We start from the raw sequence: 21,882 nt of genomic DNA, 5'->3' as shown, positions 1-21,882 counted from the left end.
CGATGGGTTACGCCGCTGCGCGGCTAACCCATCCACAGACCGTAAAACCAGTTAGCGCGGTACGGCTGGCTTCTTCGCTGGCTTCTTGCCTTTGCCCTTGCCGGCATCGGCGCGTTCCTTGGCAGCTTGCTGGTTACGCACCTGGGCGGCAGCCTTGGCCTGCTCGCGCTTGTCCCAGGGGTTGCCCGCACCTGCGCCGGTGTCACGCGGCGGCAGGCCGGTGTGCTGGGTCAGCAGCGGCCGGGTCTTGTCGCCCGCGTTACGAACTGCAGCAGCCCCACCGACCTTCTTGCTGCCGACCGGGGTGGAGTTCTTGCGCCGTGCGCTCTGGTAGCTGTCGGTGGCCGGCTGATGCAGTGGAACCAACTGCTTCTTGCCCGGCCCGATCAAGTCGCTACGACCCATGCGTTCCAGCGCCTCGCGCAGCATCGGCCAGCCTTTCGGGTCGTGGTAGCGCAGGAAGGCCTTATGCAGACGACGCTGGGCCTCGCTCTTGACGATAGCCACACTGTCGGACTTGTAGGTGACCTTGCGTAGCGGGTTCTTGCCCGAGTGGTACATGGCGGTCGCGGTGGCCATCGGCGAGGGGTAGAAGGCCTGTACCTGGTCGGCGCGGAAGCCGCTGCTCTTGAGCCACAGGGCGAGGTTCATCATGTCCTCGTCGCTGGTGCCGGGGTGCGCGGCGATAAAGTACGGAATCAGGTACTGCTCTTTGCCCGCTTCTTTCGAGTACTTCTCGAACATGCGCTTGAATTTGTCGTAGCTGCCGATGCCCGGCTTCATCATCTTGTTCAGCGGGCCTTCCTCGGTGTGCTCCGGGGCAATCTTCAGGTAACCGCCAACATGGTGGGTGACCAGTTCCTTGACGTACTCCGGCGACTCCACGGCGAGGTCGTAGCGCAGGCCCGAGGCAATCAGGATCTTCTTCACCCCCGGCAAGGCGCGGGCCGAGCGATACAGCTGGATCAATGCCGAATGGTCGGTATTGAGGTTTTCGCAGATACCGGGGAATACGCAGGACGGCTTGCGACAGGCGGATTCGATCTCCGGGCTCTTGCAGGCGATGCGGTACATGTTGGCGGTTGGCCCGCCAAGATCGGAGATAACCCCGGTAAACCCCGGCACCTTGTCACGAATTTCCTCGATCTCGCGGATGATCGATTCTTCCGAACGGTTCTGGATGATTCGCCCCTCATGCTCGGTGATCGAGCAGAAGGTGCAGCCGCCGAAGCAGCCACGCATGATATTGACCGAGAAGCGGATCATCTCGTAGGCCGGAATTTTTTCCTTGCCATACGTCGGGTGCGGCACGCGCGTATAGGGCATGCCGAACACGTAATCCATCTCTTCGGTGGTCATCGGAATGGGTGGCGGGTTGAACCAGACATCCACCTCGCCATGCTTCTGCACCAGGGCGCGGGCGTTACCCGGGTTGGTTTCCAGGTGCAGCACGCGGTTGGCGTGGGCGTACAACACCGAATCGGCGCGCACCTTCTCGAACGAAGGCAGGCGGATTACCGTCTTGTCGCGCTCCAGCCGTGGGTGCGGCAGCAACTGCACCACCTTGGCCTCATTCGGATCGTCCTGCGGTCCCTTCTCCTGCTCGATGGCGCAGGCCTGGGTGTCCTGGGTGTTCACGTAGGGGTTGATGATCTTGTCGACCTTGCCCGGCCGATCGATACGACTGGAGTCGATTTCCATCCAGCCGTCCGGCGTATCGCGGCGGACAAAGGCGGTGCCGCGAACATCGGTGATGTCTTCGATCTTGTGACCATAGGACAGGCGCTGGGCCACTTCGACGATGGCCCGCTCGGCGTTGCCGTAGAGCAGAATGTCGGCACAGGCGTCGATCAGGATCGAGTGGCGGACCTTGTCCTGCCAGTAATCGTAATGGGCGATGCGCCGCAGCGAGGCCTCGATGCCGCCAAGCACGATCGGCACGTGCTTGTAGGCTTCCCTGCAACGCTGGCTGTACACCAGGCTGGCACGATCCGGGCGCTTGCCGGCCAGACCACCAGGGGTGTAGGCATCGTCGGAACGGATTTTCTTGTCGGCGGTGTAACGGTTGATCATCGAATCCATATTGCCGGCCGCGAGGCCGAAGAACAGATTCGGTTCGCCGAGCTTCATGAAATCGTCTTTGCTGCTCCAGTCCGGCTGGGCAATGATGCCGACCCGAAAGCCCTGAGCCTCGAGCAGGCGACCGATGATCGCCATGCCGAACGACGGATGGTCGACATAGGCATCGCCGGTGACGATGATGATGTCGCAACTGTCCCAGCCAAGCTGATCCATCTCTTCCCGGCTCATCGGCAGGAAAGGCGCCGGGCCGAAGCACTCGGCCCAGTATTTTGGATAGTCGAACAACGGCTTGGCTGCGTGCATGGAAATGACCGAGATGTCAGGATTAAACGGTCGCGGAATATAGCACAAATTTTGACCAAGTCCGACCCTGATACTAGGACAATCCCAGGTAACGGGGCCTGCGCTGGACACACGGCATTTGTGATCACATACAGACTTATGGCTATACTCGGCCGATCGCGTCGCCGGTAACAGTGCCGGGCATAAGGAGTATGCAGTGCAGCGGATAGTCTCCTCGTCCATTCTACTGTTGAGCCTGATCTGCCTGCCCGCCGCGGTCAGTGCGGCGACTATCCTGCTCGACAGCGCCAGCAGCGGGCGCATGCTCAACGGGCAGATTGAATTGCTGGAGGACACCGGCGCTCGGCTGAGCATCGCCGACATGGCGGACCCGGCCGTGCAAAGCCGTTTTCAGCCGGCGGATGGCCGGGCCACCGTCGGCCAGAGCCGCCACCCTTGGTGGATCAAGGTCAGCCTGAAGCGCGGCCAGGACACCCCCAGCCAGTGGTGGCTGGAAAACGCCGGCATCACCCTCTTCGACCTGCAACTCTACCTGCCCGACGGCCAGGGCGGCTGGCACACGCGCGCCACGGGCACGGCGGCGCCCTACGCCGAGGGTCGCGACTACGCCTATAGGCGCATGCTGTTCAAACTGCCCGAGTTGGGTGAAGCCCCCCTGACCCTGTACTTCCGCAGCCTCGACCCCGCCGGCAACTCCTTCCCGTTGACCATCTGGCAGCTCGGCGACCTCGCGCAACAAGCCAGCAACGAAAATATCGGCTTCGGCCTGATCTACGGGATGATCCTGGCGCTGCTGCTCTACAACCTGTTCATCCTGATCGCCCTGCGCGACAAGGCCTATCTCTGGTACGTGCTGGCCACCGCCTGCGTGCTGGTGTTCATCCTCAGCATGACCGGTCACGGCTTCCAGTACCTGTGGCCCGACAACGCCGTGCCCTTCTGGCTGGATCGCATCACCCTGCCCTCGCTTTGGGGCATTTTCGTCATGCGCTTCACCCAGGAGCTGCTCTACACCAAACGCGGCTTGATCTGGCCGCATCGCCTGCTGAATACCGGCTGCCTGCTGTATGTCATCGCCATCGCCATCAACGCCTTCGGCTATCGCGCCGAAGCTGCCCTGCTGATCGCCCTGACGCCGCTCGTCACGGTGCCCACCGCCCTGTTCAGTGCCGGCGTGCGCTGCTACCAGGGTTTCTTCCCGGCGCGCTTCTACCTGCTCGGCTACGGCGCCGTCCTCGGCAGTACCGTGGTGTTGGTGATGCGCGCGGCCGGGTTGATCGAGCCGCACAACTTCACCGCCTACCTGTTCCCGCTGTCGGTCGCCGCAGAAACCATCCTGTTTTCCTTTGCCCTGGCCTATCGCATCCAGATGCTCAAGCAAGAAAAGGCCGCAGCGCTAAGACAAGCCGATTGCGAGAAAACCGCACGCCTGGCGCTGGCCCAGGGCAACGCCGACGACCTGCAGCGCGCGGTGGAGCTACGCACCGCCGAGCTGGCCGCAACCAACCAGCGGTTGCTGCAACGCGAACTGGAACTGCAACACGCCGCCTTCCACGATCTGCTGACCGAACTGCCGAACCGTCGCTATCTGGTCGAACGCACCGAAACCGCCCTGGCCAACGCCGAACGCCTCGGCGAAAGCGTGGCATTGATGCTGATCGACCTCGACCACTTCAAGCCGATCAACGACCGCTTCGGCCACGATGCCGGCGACCTGATGCTGCAAGTGGTTGCCAAGCGCCTGCGCGAACACGTGCGCAGCGGCGATACCGTGGCCCGCTTGGGCGGCGATGAGTTCGCCGTGCTGATCTGCGGCGACGAGGCGGAACGGCACGCCCGCGAGATCGCCTCGCGCCTGCTTGCCGAACTGGCGCAGCCGGTACTCTATGGCGCCGAACGGCTGACGGTGACCATCAGCATCGGCGTGGCCCTCTACCCTCAGCACGCCAGCCACTTCGCCAGCCTCTACAAGGCTGCCGACGAGGCGTTGTACAGGGCCAAGGCCCGCGGCCGCTCGGGCTCGTCGGTCTGTGGCGACGACGGCGAACTGAGCAGCAGTGCACGCCTGCATCTGGATGTGCTCAAGGTCACCAGCGGCCTGTAGCGGCCTAGCTCGCCAGCACCCGCTCAAGCGTTGCGATAACGCCGCGGTACGCGCTGGGTGATCTTGCTCAACAGCTCATAGCCGATGGTGCCGGCCGCCCGCGCAACCTCATCCACCGGCAGTTGTGCGCCCCACAGCTGCACTTCATCACCTATCCGGGCGGCTGGCAGATCGGTGAGATCGACCGTCAGCATATCCATCGATACCCGCCCCGCCAGCGCCACACGCTGCCCGCGCACCAACACCGGCGTACCGCTCGGCGCATGGCGCGGATAACCATCGGCGTAGCCGCAACTCACCGTGCCTATGCGCGACGGCCGCTCGGCTCGCCAACTACAGCCATAGCCGACGCCTTCACCGACGGCCACATCGCGGCAGGCAATCAGCTGCGCCGTCAGGGTCATCGCCGGAACAAGACCCAGCTCGGCAGCGCCCAGCTCAGCAAAAGGCGTGGCGCCGTAGAGCATGATGCCCGGCCGCAACCAATCCATATGCGCCGCCGCAATGGTCAGAATGGCCGCCGAGTTGGCCAGTGAGCGCTGGGCGAAGTCCAGGTCGAGCACCTCGAGGAATGCCTCGAGCTGCTGCTCGGTCATCTCATGGCCACGCTCATCGGCGCAGGCAAAGTGGCTGAGCAGATTCAACTCGGCCACCGCCGCCGCGCCGTGCAAGCGCGCATGCCAGGCGCGCAGGGCGGGCCCATTGAACCCCAGGCGATGCATGCCACTGTCCAGCTTCAGCCAGATATTCAATGGCCGAGTCAGCTTGGCCGCGAGAAATTCCGCCGCCTGCTGTTCTCCCTGCAGCACCAGATCCAGGCCCAATTGCGCAGCCAGTGGATATTCCGCCGCCTCGAAACAACCTTCGAGTAACAGGATCCGCGCCTCTGCATGCAGCGCCCGCACCTCGACCGCCTCCTCCAGGCAGGCCACGGCAAAACCATCGGCCTGATCAAACAACGCCATCACCACCTCGCCTACGCCATGCCCATAGGCATTCGCCTTGACCACCGCAAAGGCCTGCCGGCCCGGCGCACAGCGCTTGGCAACGGCATAGTTATGGCGGATGGCGGCAAGATCGATGGTGGCGACGAGGGGGCGCATGGGCGGAATGTCCTGAAAACAAAACGGGCGGCCAGTTTAACCACTGGTCGCCCGTTGTTATTGATCCGACTCGGCAAGAACCTGCACTCAGCCTGCTGCAGGTTCAGAGGTTGTGAAAATATCGAGCGCCGTCGCGAGAGCGTCTCCAGGCGTTCACGTAGCGCAACGCCGCGGCGGTCGCTTGGCGGCGGCCGCAGTAGGCGTGCGTTTTTTCACAAGCTGTCAGTCCTCGTCGAACTGGTAGCTGCCCGGCGCCAGGTTCTCGAAGCGCGAGTACTTGCCGAGAAAGGCCAGTCGCGTGGTGCCGATAGGCCCGTTACGCTGTTTGCCGATGATGATCTCGGCCACGCCCTTGAATTCGGTCTCCGGGTGATACACCTCATCGCGATAGACGAACATGATGATGTCGGCGTCCTGCTCGATCGCCCCGGATTCACGCAAGTCGGAGTTGATTGGGCGCTTGTTTGGGCGCTGCTCCAGGGAGCGGTTGAGCTGCGACAGGGCGACCACGGGGCAATTGAATTCCTTAGCCAGGGCCTTGAGCGAACGAGAAATCTCGGAGATTTCGTTGACTCGACTGTCGCTACTGGAGCCCGGAATCTGCATCAACTGCAGGTAGTCGACCATGATCATGCCGATCTCGCCGTGCTCGCGGGCCAGGCGCCGGGTACGCGCGCGCATCTCCGACGGCGAAATGCCAGCGGTGTCGTCGATGAACAGCTTGCGATCATTGAGCAGATTGACCGCCGAGGTCAGGCGCGGCCAATCGTCGTCATCCAGCCGACCGGCACGCACCTTGGTCTGATCGATGCGGCCGAGCGAGGCCAGCATCCGCATGACGATCGAATCCGCCGGCATCTCCAGCGAGTACACCACGATTGCCTTGTCGCTACGCAACACGGCGTTCTCCACCAGGTTCATGGCGAAGGTGGTCTTACCCATGGACGGCCGGCCGGCGACGATGACCAGATCCGCTGGCTGCAGGCCGCTGGTCTGCGCATCCAGATCGGTAAAGCCGGTGGACAGGCCGGTGATCGCATCGCCCGAGTTGAACAGGGTGTCGATGCGGTCGATGGCCTTGACCAGGATGTCGTTGATCCCCACCGGGCCGCCGCTCTTCGGCCGCGCCTCGGCGATCTGGAAGATCAGGCGCTCGGCCTCGTCGAGAATCTCCTCGCCGGTGCGGCCCTGCGGGGCATAGGCGCTGTCGGCGATCTCGCCGCTGATGCCGATCAGCTGACGTAGGGTGGCACGCTCGCGAATGATCTGCGCATAGGCCTTGATGTTGGCCACCGACGGAATGTTCTTCGCCAGTTCGCCCAGATAGGCCAAGCCACCGACCTGGGACAGCTGGCCTTCCTTGTCCAGCTGCTCGGACACGGTGACCACGTCGAAGGGGTGATTGCGCTCGGCCAGCTTGAAGATGGCGCGGAAGATCAGGCGGTGGTCGTGTCGATAGAAATCGCCATCGGAGACCGCGTCGAGCACCCGCTCCCAGGCGTTGTTGTCGAGCATCAGGCCACCCAGCACGGCTTGCTCGGCCTCGATCGAGTGCGGCGGCACTTTCAAAGCGGAGGTTTGCAGGTCGTATTGCTCGGGAATGCTGATGTCGTTCATAGGGCTCTGGGAAAGAAATCTGGTGTTGAAAAACAAAGGGCACGGCATCGCTTGCGCAATGCCGTGCCCGATGTTAACGAGCTTGCACCTAAGCGCAAGCCCGTTGAGCAGCTAGCTTCAGAGCGAGGCTCTTAGACGGCTGCAACCACAACGACGCGGACGGTCGCTTCAACGTCGGAGTGCAGATGCACAGCCACGTCGTATTCGCCAATCTGGCGAATGGTACCGTTCGGCAGACGCACTTCAGCCTTGGCCACTTCCACGCCAGAGGCGGTCAGAGCGTCAGCGATGTCGTGCGTGCCGATGGAGCCGAACAGCTTGCCTTCATCGCCCGCGGTAGCGGTGATGGTGACTTCCAGTTCAGCCAGCTGAGCGGCGCGAGTTTCAGCAGATGCTTTCTTATCGGCAGCCAGCTGTTCCAATTCGGCGCGACGCGCTTCAAACGTAGCCACGTTGGCAGCGGTTGCAGCGGTTGCTTTGCCGAATGGCAGCAGGAAGTTACGGCCGTAACCGGCCTTAACGTTCACTTTATCGCCCAGGTTGCCCAGGTTGGCGATTTTTTCCAGCAGGATCAGTTCCATTTGGTAATAACCTCTTAACTTTTAACCTTCACCGTTCGCGGGACCCGAGCCGTGCTTGCGCTCGAAGCGACCACGAAAATCAAACAGGCTGTCGACAATGGCCAAGACCACCAGTAACGGATAAGTCAGCTGCATGAACAGCAGCAGCGTGATGTACAACCCGACCAGCCAGAACTTGGCCAGTCGCCCTTGCACCACCAACCCATGCAACAGGGCAACGGCGGCAAACACCAACGGCACGCTGCACAGCGGAGTCAACATGGCCATCTGCGGCCCCAGATTGGGGCCCAGTAGCATGCCAACCAGCAGCAACATCGCCGGTGCCAGCGGCAGTCGCAACGCGCGAAACTCGCGCCCGAAACCGCCAGGGTTATACAACAGCGCCTGCCAATAACGCCCAAGCAACAGGCTCAGCAGGCTGACAATCTGCAGCAAAGCTGCCAATAAACCGGTCAGCACCGGTGCAATCAGGCTATCCAGGCGCGCTCGCTCGTCCACCGACATCTGCTGGTGAACCCCATCGAGCATTTGCGGCAGGAGCTTTTGCAGCTCACCTGCCATCGCCGCGATGGGTTCGCGGAACACCGCACCCAAAACCAACCCATACACCAGGCCCAATGCCACGCTGCAAAGCAGCACACGATCCCAGGACAGACTGGCGCGCAACAACAACGCCAGCCCCAGTGCACCGAGCAACACCAACAGGGTGCGCGGCTCACCGAAATACCACCAGCCAATCGCCGGCAGCAGGGCCCAAGCGAGGATGCCTAGGGCATCACTCAGACCGCGCCGCAGGAGCACCAGGCAACCTGCGGCAGCACTTAACCAGAACAGCAGCGGCAATGCCGCCGAAACAACCACCACGAGGATGGCCTGCATACGGCCGCGCATAATGAATTCAGCTAAGGCGCGCATGCGTTTTATCCCTTACTTCTTGTCGAACATCCGATCTCAGCGGCCGTGGCTGTCGGTGTAGGGCAGCAGGGCCAGGAAGCGGGCGCGCTTGATAGCGGTAGCCAGCTGACGCTGATAACGAGCCTTGGTACCGGTGATACGGCTAGGAACGATCTTGCCGGTTTCCGAGATGTAGGCTTTCAGGGTGTTGAGATCTTTGAAATCGATCTCCTTCACCTCTTCAGCGGTGAAACGGCAGAATTTACGACGACGGAAGAAACGTGCCATTTGATAGGCTCCTCAATGAATCCGTGGATTACTCGTCAGCGTTGTCGCTGTCGTTGTTGTTGTCACTGTCATCGCGGTTCGAGTCGTCAGACTCAGCGCTTTCAGGACGGTCACGACGCTCACGGCGCTCACTGCGGTTTTCTTCGGCCTTGAGCATCTCCGACGGTTCAACAACTGCTTCGTCGCGACGGATGACCAAGTTACGGATCACCGCATCGTTGTAACGGAAGTTGTCTTCCATCTCAGCCAGGGCTTTACCAGTGCACTCAACGTTGAGCATCACGTAGTGAGCCTTGTGGACGTTGTTGATGGCGTAAGCCAGCTGACGACGACCCCAATCTTCCAGGCGGTGGATTTTACCGCCGTCTTCTTCGATCAGCTTGGTGTAACGCTCAACCATGCCGCCGACTTGCTCGCTCTGGTCCGGGTGAACCAGAAAGATGATTTCGTAATGACGCATAAATGCTCCTTACGGGTTGTAGCCTGCCGCCAAACGCGGTCAGGCAAGGAGTGAATATCACTTGTGAGTCTTGCTGAAACAGAAGGGCGCAGTAGCGCCTGCCGTAGCGACAAGGGCAGCCATTCTAGAGAAGCCCCCAGGTACAAGCAAGGTCGACTGGTGATTATTTGAACAGCCAGACTGCACTGACGCGGATTACGCCTGAGCTACGCCAGACAGAGCGTTGCGAAGCCCTGTCTGGCGTGGTCGACCTCGCTGCAGTCAGGGCTTGCTCTTACCCTTACCCTTGCTACTGCGCTGGCGCAACGCCTCGAACAGACAGACCCCAGTCGCCACCGAGACGTTGAGACTGCTGACGCTGCCGGCCATCGGCAGCTTGACCAAGTAATCGCAATGCTCGCGAGTCAGGCGGCGCATGCCCTTGCCCTCCGCCCCCATGACCAGCACTGTCGGTCCGGTCATGTCGTGCTGATACAACTCCTGCTCCGCCTCACCGGCAGTACCGACTATCCACAGGCCGCGCTGCTGGAGCTTTTCCAGGCAGCGCGCCAGATTGGTCACTGCCACCAGCGGAATCACCTCGGCAGCGCCACAGGCCACCTTGCGCACCGTGGCATTGAGCGTGGCGGACTTGTCCTTTGGCACTATCACCGCCAGCGCACCTGCCGCGTCGGCAGTACGCAGACAAGCGCCGAGATTGTGCGGATCGGTCACCCCATCCAGCACCAGCAACAGCGGCGGGCCTATGGCGCGATCGAGCAACTCCTCGAGCATCGCCTCACCCCACACCTGGCTGGGGCTGACATCAGCGACCACCCCTTGATGCACACCCTCAACCCAGGCATCCATCTCGCGCCGCTCGCACTGGCTAACGGCGATCCGCGCCTCTGCGGCCAATGCCAGCAGGACTTGCACCCGCGGATCATTGCGCCCTTCCGCCAACCACACCTGCTTGACCCGCTTGGGGTGATGACGCAGCAGTGCTTCCACGGCATGCACACCGTAGATTTTTTCCAGCTGACTCATGACTTCGCCTTACGCTTGCGTGGCCCGCCACCAGCGCTCGGCCCCCCGCTTTTTGGCGGACCCTTGCGGTGCTTGGCGGATTTGGCGTCAGCACTCGCCGGCTTGGCGGACTCGTTTTTAGCACCGCGCCCCTTGCCCTTGGATTCGGCTAGCAACGTTTTTTTCAGTTCGCGGCTTTTCTCCACATCGGTGCCACCAGCAGCGGTAGCTCGACCGTCCCTGCGCCCGGTTTTACCCGCAGCCGACTCGAAACCACCGCGCCGACGCCCAACCGGGGCATCCACGACGCTCTGCGCCATTTCGAAGTCGATCTTGCGCTCGTCCAGATCGACCCGCATGACCTTGACCTCGACCGTGTCGCCGAGACGGAAGTTACGCCCACTGCGCTCGCCGGCCAGGCGATGATGAACTGGATCGAAATGGTAGTAATCGCCTGGCAAGGCGGTGACATGCACCAGACCTTCGACGTAGATATCGGTCAGCTCGACAAACAGACCGAAACCGGTCACGGCGGTGATCACCCCCGGAAAGGTTTCGCCGACACGGTCTTTCATGAACTCGCACTTCAGCCAGTTGACCACATCGCGGGTCGCCTCGTCGGCGCGCCGCTCGGACATCGAGCACTGCTCGCCGAGCTGCTCCAGGATCGGCTCATCATAGGGATAGATGCGCGCCTTGGGCATGCTCGCCGCACCCGCGCGCGTGACGTGCGGGGTGTCGAGCTTGGAGCGAATCACGCTGCGTATCGCCCGATGGATCAACAGATCCGGGTAACGCCGGATCGGCGAGGTGAAGTGGGCATAGGCCTCGTAATTCAGACCGAAGTGGCCCTGGTTATCGGCGCTGTACACCGCCTGACTGAGCGAACGCAGCATCACGGTCTGGATCAGGTGGTAATCCGGGCGACCGCGAATGCTTTCTAGCAGCGCCTGATAGTCCTTCGGCGACGGGCCATCCTTGGACTTGCCGCGATGCAGCGACAAGCCAAGCTCGGTGAGGAAGGCCTTGAGTTTTTCCACGCGCTCGGGCGGCGGACCATCGTGCACGCGATACAGCGCCGGGATTTCATGCTTCTGCATGAACGCGGCGGTGGCCACGTTAGCGGCGAGCATGCACTCCTCGATAAGCTTGTGCGCATCGTTGCGCTGGGTCGGGCGAATCTCGGCGATCTTGCGCCCGGCACCGAAGACGATCCGCGTCTCTTGGGTCTCGAAGTCGATGGCGCCACGCTCGTGACGCGCCGCCAACAACACCTGATACAGGGAGTAGAGCTGCTTGAGGTGCGGCAGCACTTCCTTGTACTCACTGCGCAAAGCCTTGCCTTCGGTGCCTTTCGGCTCTTCGAGCATGGCACTGACCTTGTTGTAGGTCAGACGCGCATGGGAATGGATCACCGCCTCGCAGAACTGGTAATCGATCATCTTGCCGGTCTTCGAGATGCTCATCTCGCAGACCAGAGCCAAACGATCCACTTGCGGATTCAGCGAGCAGAGACCGTTGGACAGCTCCTCCGGCAGCATCGGGATCACCCGCTCGGGGAAATACACCGAGTTGCCACGCACCTGCGCCTCGGCATCCAGCGCCGAATCGACTTTCACATAGTGGGAGACATCGGCAATCGCCACGTACAGCTTCCAGCCACCGGAGAACAACCGCCAGTTGCTGCCATTCTTCTCGCAATAGACCGCATCGTCGAAATCGCGGGCATCTTCGCCGTCGATGGTCACGAACGGCAGATGACGCAGATCGATGCGCTTTTCCTTGTCCTTGTCATCGACTTCAGGCTTGAGCTTGCGCGCTTCCTTGACCACCGCCTCGGGCCAGACATGGGGAATATCATAGCTGCGCAGCGCAACATCGATTTCCATGCCTGGCGCCATGTAGTTGCCAACCACTTCCATTACGTCGCCCTGCGGCTGAAAGCGCGGGGTCGGCCAATGGGTAATTTTCACCTCGACGAACTGGCCCTGCTTGGCTGCGGCATTACGCCCCGGCGTGACCAGCACCTCCTGCTGGATCTTCGGGTTGTCGGCGACCACGAAACCGATACCGCTCTCTTCGTAATAGCGGCCGACGATGGTTTCATGGGCGCGGGTCAGCACTTCGACGATGCCGCCTTCGCGGCGACCACGCCGATCCAGGCCGGTAACCCGCGCCAAGCCACGGTCACCATCGAAGACCAGGCGCATCTGCGCCGGACTGAGGAACAGGTCATCGCTGCCGTCATCCGGAATCAGAAAGCCAAAACCGTCGCGGTGGCCGCTGACGCGCCCCAGGATCAGGTCCAGCTTGTCCACCGGCGCATAGGTGCCACGACGCGTATAGATCAACTGACCATCGCGCTCCATGGCACGCAGCCGACGACGCAACGCCTCGATCTGCTCTTCGGTGGTAAGGCCGAACTCGTCAAGCAACTGCTCACGATTCGCCGGGGAACCACGCTCGGCGAGATGCTGCAGAATCAGCTCGCGACTCGGGATGGGGTTTTCATATTTTTCCGCTTCACGAGCGGCCTCAGGGTCGAGGGATTGCCAGTCGGCCATTAGAGAGAGTTCACCTTTTCTATATAAATTCGGTTTTCCATGTGCCTATTGAAGCGCGAAACCACTATCCGGGTCAGCACAGCACACAGAATAAACTTTTTTGTTCACAGGGCTTTACAAGTAAAAAGTCGAACCGTATTATGCGCGCCACAACGACGGCAAACGTAGTTGTAGTTGATAGCAAATGAGCGATCATTGCAATCAAGCCCAGGTGGTGAAATTGGTAGACACGCCAGCTTCAGGTGCTGGTGACCTTACGGTCGTGGAAGTTCGAGTCTTCTCCTGGGCACCAATTCAAAAAACCGAGCCAAGCGCTCGGTTTTTTCTTGCCTGCGATTTAGTGCGACGGACCAGAAACCTACCCGATAATACGCATTGTGCAGGCCGGGCCGGACCGCGAAGCCCGGCAGGGCGATTGTGCTGAGCGTCGCTCCTCAGCGCCAACCTAGCATTTGCAGCCAATTCTAAACACGGAACTGCCCCAGACTGGCTTTCAGTTGCTTGGCCAAGCCATCCAGCACTCGCCCGCTGTCGGCCGTGGCAGCTACCGCCTCGGCCGCACGCTGGGCCTCGGCATGAATCACCTCGACCCGCCCACGCACCGCATCGGCACCTTGCGCCTGATGCGCCGCCGCCTGAGTCGCCGCATTGATGGCGCCATGCACCTCCTCCACCGCCGCCTGCACCGACTGCTGCACCTTGGCGCTTTCCAGCAGCGCGGCCAGCCCCTGATCCGCCTGCTGACCTGCCTGCCCGATCGCGCCAACCGCCTCACGCGCGCCTTTTTGCAAGGCACCGATATGCGCCTGAATATCGCCGGTCGACTGCTGGGTCTTGCTCGCCAGCGCACGCACTTCGTCGGCGACCACAGCGAAACCACGACCACTTTCCCCGGCCCGCGCCGCCTCGATGGCGGCATTCAAGGCCAGCAGGTTGGTCTGCTCGGCGATGCCATGGATCACCGTCAGCACCACTTCGATCTGCTCACTCTGCCTGGCCAGCCGCTCAATCACTGCAGCCCCCTCCCCAACCCGCAGCACCAGGGTCTCCATCGCCCCACCGACCCGCACCGCAATCGCCGCATTATCCTGAGTAGACTGACGAATCGCCGCCACCCGGCGCAACGCCTCTTGCATCGCCTGGCTTTCCGCCTGCGCCTCACCCGCCATTTGCGCCAAAGCCTGCAGGCTACCTGCCACCTCGTCGCGCTGGCGCCCAGCGGCAGCCTCAGCCGCAGCACTGCGCAACGCCAGAGCGTCGATTTCCCGCCCGGTGAGCACCGCCACCTCACCGGCCTCGCGCACGATGGGTTGCAACCTGGCGACAAACCGATTGACTGCGGCCGCCATGTCACCCACCTCGTCACGACTGTCCAACTCGACCCGCCGAGTGAGGTCACCCTCACCCTCTGCCAGGTCCTGCAAGGCCGCGATCAGCAATTGCAGACGACTCAACACCCGCCAACCCAGGACCAGCGCCACCGCCAGCAACGCCAGCAAACCGACCACCAAAAGCCCGACAGCGATGCGCCAACGCAAGCTTTCGGCAGCAGCCCTGACCGAACTCAGGCTACCCTGCGCCATACCCTCGGCCGCCTGCTGCGCCTCGGTCAGGCGCCGCTGCAGCGCCCGAGTGCTTTCGCCTGCGGCACTGGCCAGACTGGCATCCACCAACTCGCCCGCATTGCCTACCAACGCAGAGAAACGCTGATCCAGCGATTGCAATTCCTGCTCCACAGCAGCCCTGGACAGGCCCAACTGGACCTTGCCGATCTGCGCCCCCATGGGACTGATGGGCTCCTCGACCATAAATACCTGCGGGTCGCGCGAGGCCGCTTCGACCAGCTTATCCAGCTTGGTGTCGCCCTGGCCCGCAGCGACCAAGGCCCGCACCCGGGCATCGCTGCGATTGAAATTGCGGGTCAGGCGCTGCCCCTGCGCATCGTAATAAACGGCAAACAAAACCGCAGGATCGCGCTGAGCGATGCGCGTGAACGCCGTCAGCGCCGGCACATCTCCATCCCAGATGGCCTTGGGCGCAACACCAGCCAGCAACTGCGCCATCGCGCTGCCCGACTGCTTGAGATTCTGCTCGAGCACGCCGCGCAACTGCTCCTGCTCGGCCTGAAGCCGCCCGGACAACGCCGTACCAAGGCTCTCACGGGTATTTTCCGACAGCGCCGCCAAGCTCTGCACCACCTCACGCTCGGCGGCATCCAACTCGCCACCCAGGCGCTGGCTATCGCCCTCCAGGCGCGTCGCCAGGTCGGCAACCAGGTCATCCACAGTGGTGCGGGTCAGCCATACGGCCAGGAATACCTGCACCAGCATGGCTACCCCCAAGGCAATAAATACCGGGCGCAACAAACGGCTGTGCAGCAATGCGAACATGGCGGACAAGGTTCCACTCCTTTCAAATCAGGCCAGCTTATAAGCAGTGATCGGCCGCAAAATACAAAGCTGAAGCCCTTGCCACAAAACGACAAAGGGCCGCCCATGGCGACCCCTTGCTGTACCGCTCACGACAATCAGGCGAACGGGTGACGCAGCACGATGGTCTCGTTGCGGTCCGGGCCCGTGGAGATGATGTCGATAGGCGCACCGACCAGCTCTTCTACCCGCTTGATGTAGGCCCGCGCGCTGGCCGGCAATTCGTCCAGGGTCTTGGCGCCCAGGGTCGACTCGCTCCAGCCCGGCAGATCCTCATACACCGGCTGCAGACCCAGATAGCTGTCGGCATCGGTCGGCGCGTCGACCAGCACTTCGCCGTACTGATCCTTGTAGCCAACGCAGATACGAATGGTTTCGAGGCCATCGAGCACATCGAGCTTGGTCAGGCACAGACCGGAAATGCTATTGATTTCGATGGCACGCCGCAGGATCACCGCATCGAACCAGCCGCAACGACGGGCACGACCAGTGGTGGAGCCAAATTCATGACCCCGCTTGGCGAGAAAAGCCCCGGTTTCATCGAACAATTCGGTCGGAAAAGGCCCGGAGCCGACGCGCGTGGTGTAGGCCTTGGTGATGCCGAGGATGTAATCCAGGTACATCGGGCCGAAACCCGAGCCGGTTGCAATGCCGCCAGCGGTGGTATTGGAACTGGTCACGTAGGGGTAGGTACCGTGATCGATGTCCAGCAGCGAACCCTGCGCACCTTCGAACATGATGTCCTTGGACTCGCGGCGCATCTCGTGCAGCACCGCCGTCACATCGGCCATCATCGGCTTGAGCAGCTCGGCATATTCCATGCACTCATCCAGGGTTTTCTGGAAATCGATGGCTGGTTCTTTGTAATAGTTCTGCAGCACGAAGTTGTGGTAATCGAGCAACTCACCCAGCTTGGCAGCGAAACGTTCGCGATGGAACAGATCGCCGATACGCAGCCCGCGACGCGCCACCTTGTCTTCGTAAGCCGGGCCGATGCCGCGACCGGTCGTACCGATCTTGAGATCGCCACGGGCTTTCTCGCGCGCCTGATCCAGGGCCACGTGATAGGGCAGGATCAGTGGGCAAGACGGGCTGATACGCAGGCGCTCGCGCACCGGCACGCCCTTTCCTTCCAGCTTGATAATTTCCCGCATCAGTGCGTCAGGAGCAACCACTACGCCATTGCCGATCAGGCACTGGACGTTCTCGCGCAGAATGCCCGACGGGATCAGGTGCAGGACGGTTGTTTCGCCGTCGATCACCAGGGTATGACCGGCATTGTGGCCACCCTGATAACGCACGACGGCTGCAGCCTGTTCGGTGAGCAGGTCGACGATCTTACCCTTGCCTTCATCGCCCCACTGGGTGCCCAGGACTACGACATTCTTACCCATAACACTTGTCCTCTTCGCGCAAGCTTGATGTCGACCATAGCCGACGGAAACAATTTAGGACGGTCCGCGTGGACGTCCCGCTAGGGATAGAGCCAGAGAGCCGGTCAGCTTAGCCAGCCAACGGCGCTACCTGCCAACGACCATCACACAGCAATAATTGACGATCACAGCCCGCCTCGCGAGCATCGGCCAAAGCCTGCCCAGGCAGAGCCTGCACCACACGCGCGCCCTCACCACGCAGTCGCTGCACCGCCTGCCACAGGTACACATCATGATGATCCGGCGCCCAGATGCCCGCAGGCAATTCGCCGAGTGGCATCTGACCAAGACTGACCAGGGTTTTCAGGTCGGTGGAGAAGCCCGTCGCCGGACGCGCCCGACCGAAGTCCGCGCCGATATCGTCATAGCGACCGCCCTGGGCTATCGACTGACCGACACCCGGCACGAAGGCCGCAAATACCACGCCGGTGTGATAGCGATAGCCGCGCAACTCACTCAGATCGAAGTACAGCGGCAACTCCGGATAACGCAGACTCAGTGTATCGGCAATCGCCAGCAAGTCATCCAGCGCAGCATGCACATCGTCCGGCGCCTCGACCAGACAAGCCTGCGCCAGGTCCAGCACTTCACGACCGCCACAGAGCTCGGCCAGGGCGCGCAACATCTTGCACAACGCCGCCGGCAAGGCCTCGGTCAGCAGCACAATCTCATCCATGGCCTTGCGTTGCAGCGCATCGAATAGTTGCTGTTCGACCTCGCCAGACAAGCCGGCGGCACGTGCCAGGCCACGGTAGATACCTACATGACCGAGATCCATGTGAATGTCGGGCACCTGCGCCAACTCCAGGGTATCCACCAGCAGGCTGATAACCTCCACGTCACTGGCTGGACTGGCATCGCCATACAACTCGGCACCCAACTGGATCGGACTGCGCGAGGTGGTCAGCGCGCGCGGCTGAGCATGCACCACGCTACCGGCATAGCACAGCCGGCTCGGCCCTTCGCGGCGCAGAGTATGCGCGTCGATACGCGCCACTTGCGGCGTGATATCGGCACGAAAACCCATCTGCCGACCCGACAACGGGTCGGTCACCTTGAAGGTGCGCAAATCCAGATCCTGGCCTGCGCCGGTAAGCAGCGACTCCAGGTATTCGATATGCGGCGTCACCACGAATTCATAGCCCCAGCGCTGGAATAGGTCCAGCACCTGACGGCGCGCGACTTCAATGCGCGCCGCTTCCGGCGGCAGTACTTCTTCGATGCCATCTGGCAGGAGCCAGCGGTCTACCGTTGCCATATCGCCATTCCCCTCTTGAACCGGGCGGCACAAGCCTTCAGTGAAGCAGAAAAAGGAGAGCTGTACCCAGCAACATGCTGACCAGCCCCATCAGTCGCAGTCGTCGATCCGACAGCTTTGCAAGCTGTGCAGCTGCCCCACGCCAAAGCGCGGACAGAGGAAGGACAGGGTGTCCTTCCAGCACCAGCAGTGGACAAAACGCAACGTCCAACGCCTGCCACATGATACCCACAGACGCAAAAAAGCCGGGATTTTCCCGGCTGCCGCATGATACCACGTTTTCTTCAACGGTCACCCAGACGGACGTCTCGCGCCCGCCGGGGTAAAGGTCAAGGCTTGGACTTTTCCAGGTAGCGGAAGAAATCACTGCTCGGATCAAGCACCAACACATCACGCTTGTCCGCGAAGCTCTCGCGATAAGCCTTCAGGCTGCGATAGAAGGAGTAGAACTCCTGATCCTGACCATAAGCCTTGGCGTAGATCGCCGCCGCCTGGGCATCACCATCACCACGCAGCTCTTCAGCTTGGCGGTACGCGTCGGCCAGCAGTACACGCCGCTGACGATCGGCATCGGCACGAATACCTTCGGCCAACTCCTTACCCTTGGCACGATGCTCGCGAGCCTCACGCTCACGTTCGGAGCTCATGCGGTCGAATACGCTACGATTAACCTCTTTCGGCAGGTCAATACCCTTGACCCGCACATCCACCACCTCAATACCCAACTCGCTCTGTGCCGCACGATTGAGCGAAGCGGTAACGTCCGCCATCAGCGCATCACGCTCGCCGGAAACCGACTCGTGCAGGGTGCGCTTGCCGAACTGGTCACGTAGCGAAGCTTCCAGACGACGCGCTAGACGCTCGTCGGCAATCTGCTTGATACCCGAAGTCGCGGTGTAGTAACGCTCGGCATCGAGCACTCGCCACTTGGCGAAGGCATCGACCATCAGCGCTTTCTTTTCCAGAGTAAGGAAACGCGAACTGGAGGAATCCAGGGTCAGCAGGCGCGCATCGAACTTGCGTACCTGATTGACGTAAGGAACCTTCACATGCAGACCCGGCTGCACATCCGGCTGAACGATACGGCCGAATTGCAATAACACGGCCCGCTCGGTTTGCGCCACGATATAGAAGCTGTTCCAGGCCACCAACGCCAGCACTACGCCAACAATCAGGGCGATCAGCGATTTATTGCTCATCAACGGCTCTCCCTTGTGCGCAGCTCAACCTGACGCGGGTCCATTTTCACTCGCGAACTTGCATCACTGGCGCCAGCACTCGAGCTCGAGCTGGGCGCAGACGAACTACGGCCATCGATCATCTTGTCCAGCGGCAGATACAGCAGGTTGTTCTGACCCTTATCACCAGTCACCAGCACCTTGCTGGTGTTGCTCATCAACTCCTGCATGGTGTCCAGGTACAAACGCTCACGCGTGATTTCCGGTGCCTTGCGGTACTCGGCAACCAGGGCAGTAAAGCGATCCGCCTCACCCGTTGCACGGGAAACCACTTCTTCGCGGTAGCCGCTGGCGTCTTCGATCAGACGCTGGGACTGACCGCGAGCTTCCGGCACCACGCCATTGGCGTAGGTTTCCGCCTGGTTCTTCTCACGCTGCTCATCTTCACGGGCGCGAATCACATCGTCGAAGGCTTCCTGCACTTCACGCGGCGCCGCCGCACTCTGCAAGTTGACCTGGGTCACGTTAATGCCGGTGCGATAGGTATCGAGGAAGCGCTGCAAGCGATCCTTGACCTCACTGGCCATCAGCTCACGGCCTTCGGTCAGCACCTGATCCATCTCGGTCGAACCGACCACATGGCGCACGGCGCTATCGGTGGCGTGCTGCAAGCTGATTTCCGGTTGATCGACGTTGAGCACGAAATCCTGCAGATTGCTGATCTTGTACTGCACGGTCAGCGGGACTTCGATGATGTTCTCGTCCTCGGTGAGCATCTGCCCCTGCTTGCTGTAAGCACGCTCGCGGGTGACGTTCTCCTGGAATTTGCGATCAATCGGCGGAAAGTAGATGTTCAGGCCCGGGCCTACGGTTTCGTAGTACTTACCGAAACGCAGCACCACGGCCTGCTCCTGCTCATCGATCACGTAGATCGCGCTGTACAGCCAAACGGCCGCGAGCAAGCCCAAGCCAATGAATAGCAGACCGAAACCACCGCCTTTACCAGCGCCGTCGTCACTGCCACGTTTCTTACCGCCACCGAACAGCCCATTGAGGCTTTCCTGCAGCTTGCGGAAGGCTTCGTCGAGATCCGGCGGCCCCTTGCGATCACCGCCTTTGCGGCCGCCCCAAGGATCCTGATTGTTCGAGTTGCCACCCGGCTCATTCCAAGCCATAGCGCTCTCCATCTAAGTAAAGCAAAGACGCGCCCACGGCGCGCCGACCAATGCTACCGAATGCCAGCCATCAGCGGCAAAGCCACTGTCGCAGGCTTTATTGCAAAGTGTGTTGCTCGATAAATTCCAACGGCTTCAAGCCTGCCCGGGTAACCAGTCGATTCAACTCAATCCGCGGCAGGCGTACTGCCAACAAACTGCTGCCATCCTCGGCATGTTCCTCGCTCTGCACCGCACCCAAGGCAAAAAACTGCGCCCGCAGCCGCGCCAGGCGCTGCGGCAACTGCAAAGTAGCGATAAACAGATCATCACCCAACAACTCGGCAATGGCCTGCTTCAACAAGGGCAGGCCACGTCCGTCACGAGCAGACAACCAGACCCGCTGCGGCTTGCCATTCGCGTCTCGCTGAATTTGCGGCTCAACCCCTTCGAGCAGATCCAGCTTGTTGTATACCTCGAGCATCGGCAACTCGTGCGCGCCGATCTCGCCCAGCACCGCCATGACCTGCTCGATCTGCTGATCGCGCTCGGGCTCATGCGCATCGATCACATGCAGCAGCAAGTCGGAATTACTCGACTCTTCGAGCGTCGCCCGAAACGCCTCGACCAGCTTGTGCGGCAGGTGCCGAATAAAGCCCACCGTATCGGCCAACACCACCGGCCCCAGGTCATCCAACTCCAGTCGACGCAAGGTCGGATCCAGGGTGGCGAACAACTGATCGGCAGCGTACACATCAGACTCGGTCAAGGCATTGAACAGGGTCGACTTGCCGGCGTTGGTGTAGCCGACCAGAGACACTGACGGGATGTCCGCGCGCTTGCGTCCGCGCCGCGCTTGCTTGCGCTGACTGCGCACTTTCTCCAGTTTCTGCTTGATCTGACGAATGCGTACCCGCAGCAAACGGCGGTCGGTTTCCAGCTGAGTCTCACCCGGACCACGCAGACCGATACCCCCCTTCTGCCGCTCTAAGTGAGTCCAGCCGCGAACCAGGCGCGTGCTCAGATGATCCAGCTGGGCCAGTTCGACCTGCAGCTTGCCTTCGTGAGTACGGGCGCGCTGGGCGAAAATATCGAGAATCAGGCCGGTTCGATCAAGCACCCGGCACCCGAAAACCCGCTCGAGGTTGCGCTCCTGACTGGGCGTGAGAACGTGATTGAAGATCACCAGATCCGCCTCGAGGATCTTGACCTGGTCGCGTAACTCCTCGACCTTGCCACTGCCAATCAGGTATTTCGCAGTCAGCCGGTTACTCGGCACGCTAAGAAAGGCAACCGTGTCAGCGCCAGCCGAAATGGCCAACTCCTGAAACTCTTGCGGATCTTCGCGCGCCGCGGAGTCTTGACCGTCCAGATGAACCAGAACAGCCCGCTCACCCCCTTCATGGCGCTCGAAGAACAATACGACCTC

17 protein-coding genes, 1 tRNA gene and 1 pseudogene are annotated in these 21,882 nt (G+C 61.3%); 2 read left to right on the top strand and 17 right to left on the bottom strand.

Annotated features, from left to right (window positions below; all coding sequences use genetic code 11):
* Nucleotides 1-51 precede the first annotated feature (51 nt).
* Nucleotides 52-2,385, bottom strand: a complete 2,334-nt coding sequence (locus VCJ09_RS03725; RefSeq protein WP_324733182.1) for a YgiQ family radical SAM protein — start codon at nt 2,383-2,385, stop codon at nt 52-54.
* 196 nt (nt 2,386-2,581) lie between these two features.
* On the opposite strand from VCJ09_RS03725, the gene VCJ09_RS03720 reads away from it, so the two are divergent.
* Nucleotides 2,582-4,489 carry a diguanylate cyclase gene (locus tag VCJ09_RS03720; protein ID WP_324733181.1) on the top strand — a complete coding sequence of 636 codons (1,908 nt, stop codon included), beginning with the start codon at nt 2,582-2,584 and terminating at the stop codon, nt 4,487-4,489.
* 23 nt (nt 4,490-4,512) lie between these two features.
* Here VCJ09_RS03720 and alr read toward each other — a convergent pair whose 3' ends face one another.
* The 8 genes from alr to rnr all read right to left on the bottom strand — a co-directional run bounded on the left by alr (nt 4,513) and on the right by rnr (nt 13,001).
* Nucleotides 4,513-5,592 carry an alanine racemase gene (gene alr, locus VCJ09_RS03715; RefSeq protein WP_324733180.1) on the bottom strand — a complete coding sequence of 360 codons (1,080 nt, stop codon included), beginning with the start codon at nt 5,590-5,592 and terminating at the stop codon, nt 4,513-4,515.
* A 222-nt stretch (nt 5,593-5,814) separates the two neighbouring features.
* Nucleotides 5,815-7,209 (bottom strand): replicative DNA helicase, encoded by a 1,395-nt coding sequence (gene dnaB, locus VCJ09_RS03710; protein WP_079204720.1) that lies wholly within the window; start codon nt 7,207-7,209, stop codon nt 5,815-5,817.
* A gap of 131 nt (nt 7,210-7,340) precedes the next feature.
* Nucleotides 7,341-7,790, bottom strand: a complete 450-nt coding sequence (gene rplI / locus VCJ09_RS03705) for a 50S ribosomal protein L9 (protein ID WP_079204719.1) — start codon at nt 7,788-7,790, stop codon at nt 7,341-7,343.
* 21 nt (nt 7,791-7,811) lie between these two features.
* The gene (locus VCJ09_RS03700; protein ID WP_079204718.1) at nt 7,812-8,705 is read right to left on the bottom strand and encodes a hypothetical protein; all 894 of its coding nucleotides are present in this window, start codon (nt 8,703-8,705) and stop codon (nt 7,812-7,814) included.
* A gap of 36 nt (nt 8,706-8,741) precedes the next feature.
* Nucleotides 8,742-8,972 (bottom strand): 30S ribosomal protein S18, encoded by a 231-nt coding sequence (gene rpsR, locus VCJ09_RS03695; protein ID WP_069519637.1) that lies wholly within the window; start codon nt 8,970-8,972, stop codon nt 8,742-8,744.
* 28 nt (nt 8,973-9,000) lie between these two features.
* Nucleotides 9,001-9,432: a 30S ribosomal protein S6 gene (gene rpsF, locus VCJ09_RS03690; protein WP_079204717.1), complete on the bottom strand. Its 432-nt coding sequence runs from the start codon at nt 9,430-9,432 to the stop codon at nt 9,001-9,003.
* A gap of 261 nt (nt 9,433-9,693) precedes the next feature.
* Nucleotides 9,694-10,458: a 23S rRNA (guanosine(2251)-2'-O)-methyltransferase RlmB gene (rlmB, locus tag VCJ09_RS03685; protein ID WP_324733179.1), complete on the bottom strand. Its 765-nt coding sequence runs from the start codon at nt 10,456-10,458 to the stop codon at nt 9,694-9,696.
* Nucleotides 10,455-13,001 carry a ribonuclease R gene (gene rnr, locus VCJ09_RS03680; RefSeq protein ID WP_324733178.1) on the bottom strand — a complete coding sequence of 849 codons (2,547 nt, stop codon included), beginning with the start codon at nt 12,999-13,001 and terminating at the stop codon, nt 10,455-10,457. The genes rlmB and rnr overlap by 4 nt, the downstream gene beginning before the upstream one ends.
* 205 nt (nt 13,002-13,206) lie before the next feature.
* Here rnr and VCJ09_RS03675 point away from each other — a divergent pair.
* Nucleotides 13,207-13,293: transfer RNA gene (locus VCJ09_RS03675), tRNA-Leu, on the top strand.
* 172 nt (nt 13,294-13,465) lie between these two features.
* On the opposite strand, the gene VCJ09_RS24695 is transcribed toward VCJ09_RS03675, so the two are convergent.
* From VCJ09_RS24695 to hflX, 8 genes and pseudogenes are all read right to left on the bottom strand, one after another.
* Nucleotides 13,466-14,350, bottom strand: a complete 885-nt coding sequence (locus VCJ09_RS24695) for a methyl-accepting chemotaxis protein (RefSeq protein WP_407693032.1) — start codon at nt 14,348-14,350, stop codon at nt 13,466-13,468.
* A pseudogene (locus tag VCJ09_RS24690) lies at nt 14,324-14,584 on the bottom strand (HAMP domain-containing protein); the annotation flags it as partial. The pseudogene VCJ09_RS24690 and the gene VCJ09_RS24695, both read right to left, overlap by 27 nt.
* A 944-nt stretch (nt 14,585-15,528) precedes the next feature.
* The gene (locus VCJ09_RS03665) at nt 15,529-16,824 is read right to left on the bottom strand and encodes an adenylosuccinate synthase (RefSeq protein ID WP_079204713.1); all 1,296 of its coding nucleotides are present in this window, start codon (nt 16,822-16,824) and stop codon (nt 15,529-15,531) included.
* Between the two features lie 109 nt (nt 16,825-16,933).
* On the bottom strand, nt 16,934-18,121 hold the full coding sequence (locus VCJ09_RS03660) for an ATP phosphoribosyltransferase regulatory subunit (RefSeq protein ID WP_324733176.1): 1,188 nt from the start codon (nt 18,119-18,121) through the stop codon (nt 16,934-16,936).
* Nucleotides 18,122-18,158: 37 nt separating this feature from the next.
* Complete coding sequence (locus VCJ09_RS03655; protein ID WP_324734587.1) at nt 18,159-18,344, bottom strand: DUF2065 family protein; 186 nt, start codon at nt 18,342-18,344, stop codon at nt 18,159-18,161.
* Nucleotides 18,345-18,450: 106 nt separating this feature from the next.
* Nucleotides 18,451-19,320, bottom strand: a complete 870-nt coding sequence (hflC, locus tag VCJ09_RS03650; RefSeq protein WP_324733175.1) for a protease modulator HflC — start codon at nt 19,318-19,320, stop codon at nt 18,451-18,453.
* Nucleotides 19,320-20,474, bottom strand: coding sequence for an FtsH protease activity modulator HflK (hflK, locus tag VCJ09_RS03645; RefSeq protein ID WP_324733174.1), 1,155 nt, complete (start codon nt 20,472-20,474; stop codon nt 19,320-19,322). The genes hflC and hflK overlap by 1 nt, the downstream gene beginning before the upstream one ends.
* A gap of 97 nt (nt 20,475-20,571) precedes the next feature.
* On the bottom strand, nt 20,572-21,873 hold the full coding sequence (gene hflX, locus VCJ09_RS03640) for a ribosome rescue GTPase HflX (protein WP_324733173.1): 1,302 nt from the start codon (nt 21,871-21,873) through the stop codon (nt 20,572-20,574).
* Between the last annotated feature and the right edge of the window lie 9 nt (nt 21,874-21,882).

The sequence above is a fragment of the Pseudomonas paeninsulae genome, assembly GCF_035621475.1.
GTDB classification, from domain to species: domain Bacteria; phylum Pseudomonadota; class Gammaproteobacteria; order Pseudomonadales; family Pseudomonadaceae; genus Aquipseudomonas; species Aquipseudomonas paeninsulae.
The sequence above is the reverse complement of the archived record's forward strand: the minus strand, read 5'-3'. Positions and strand labels throughout refer to the sequence as shown.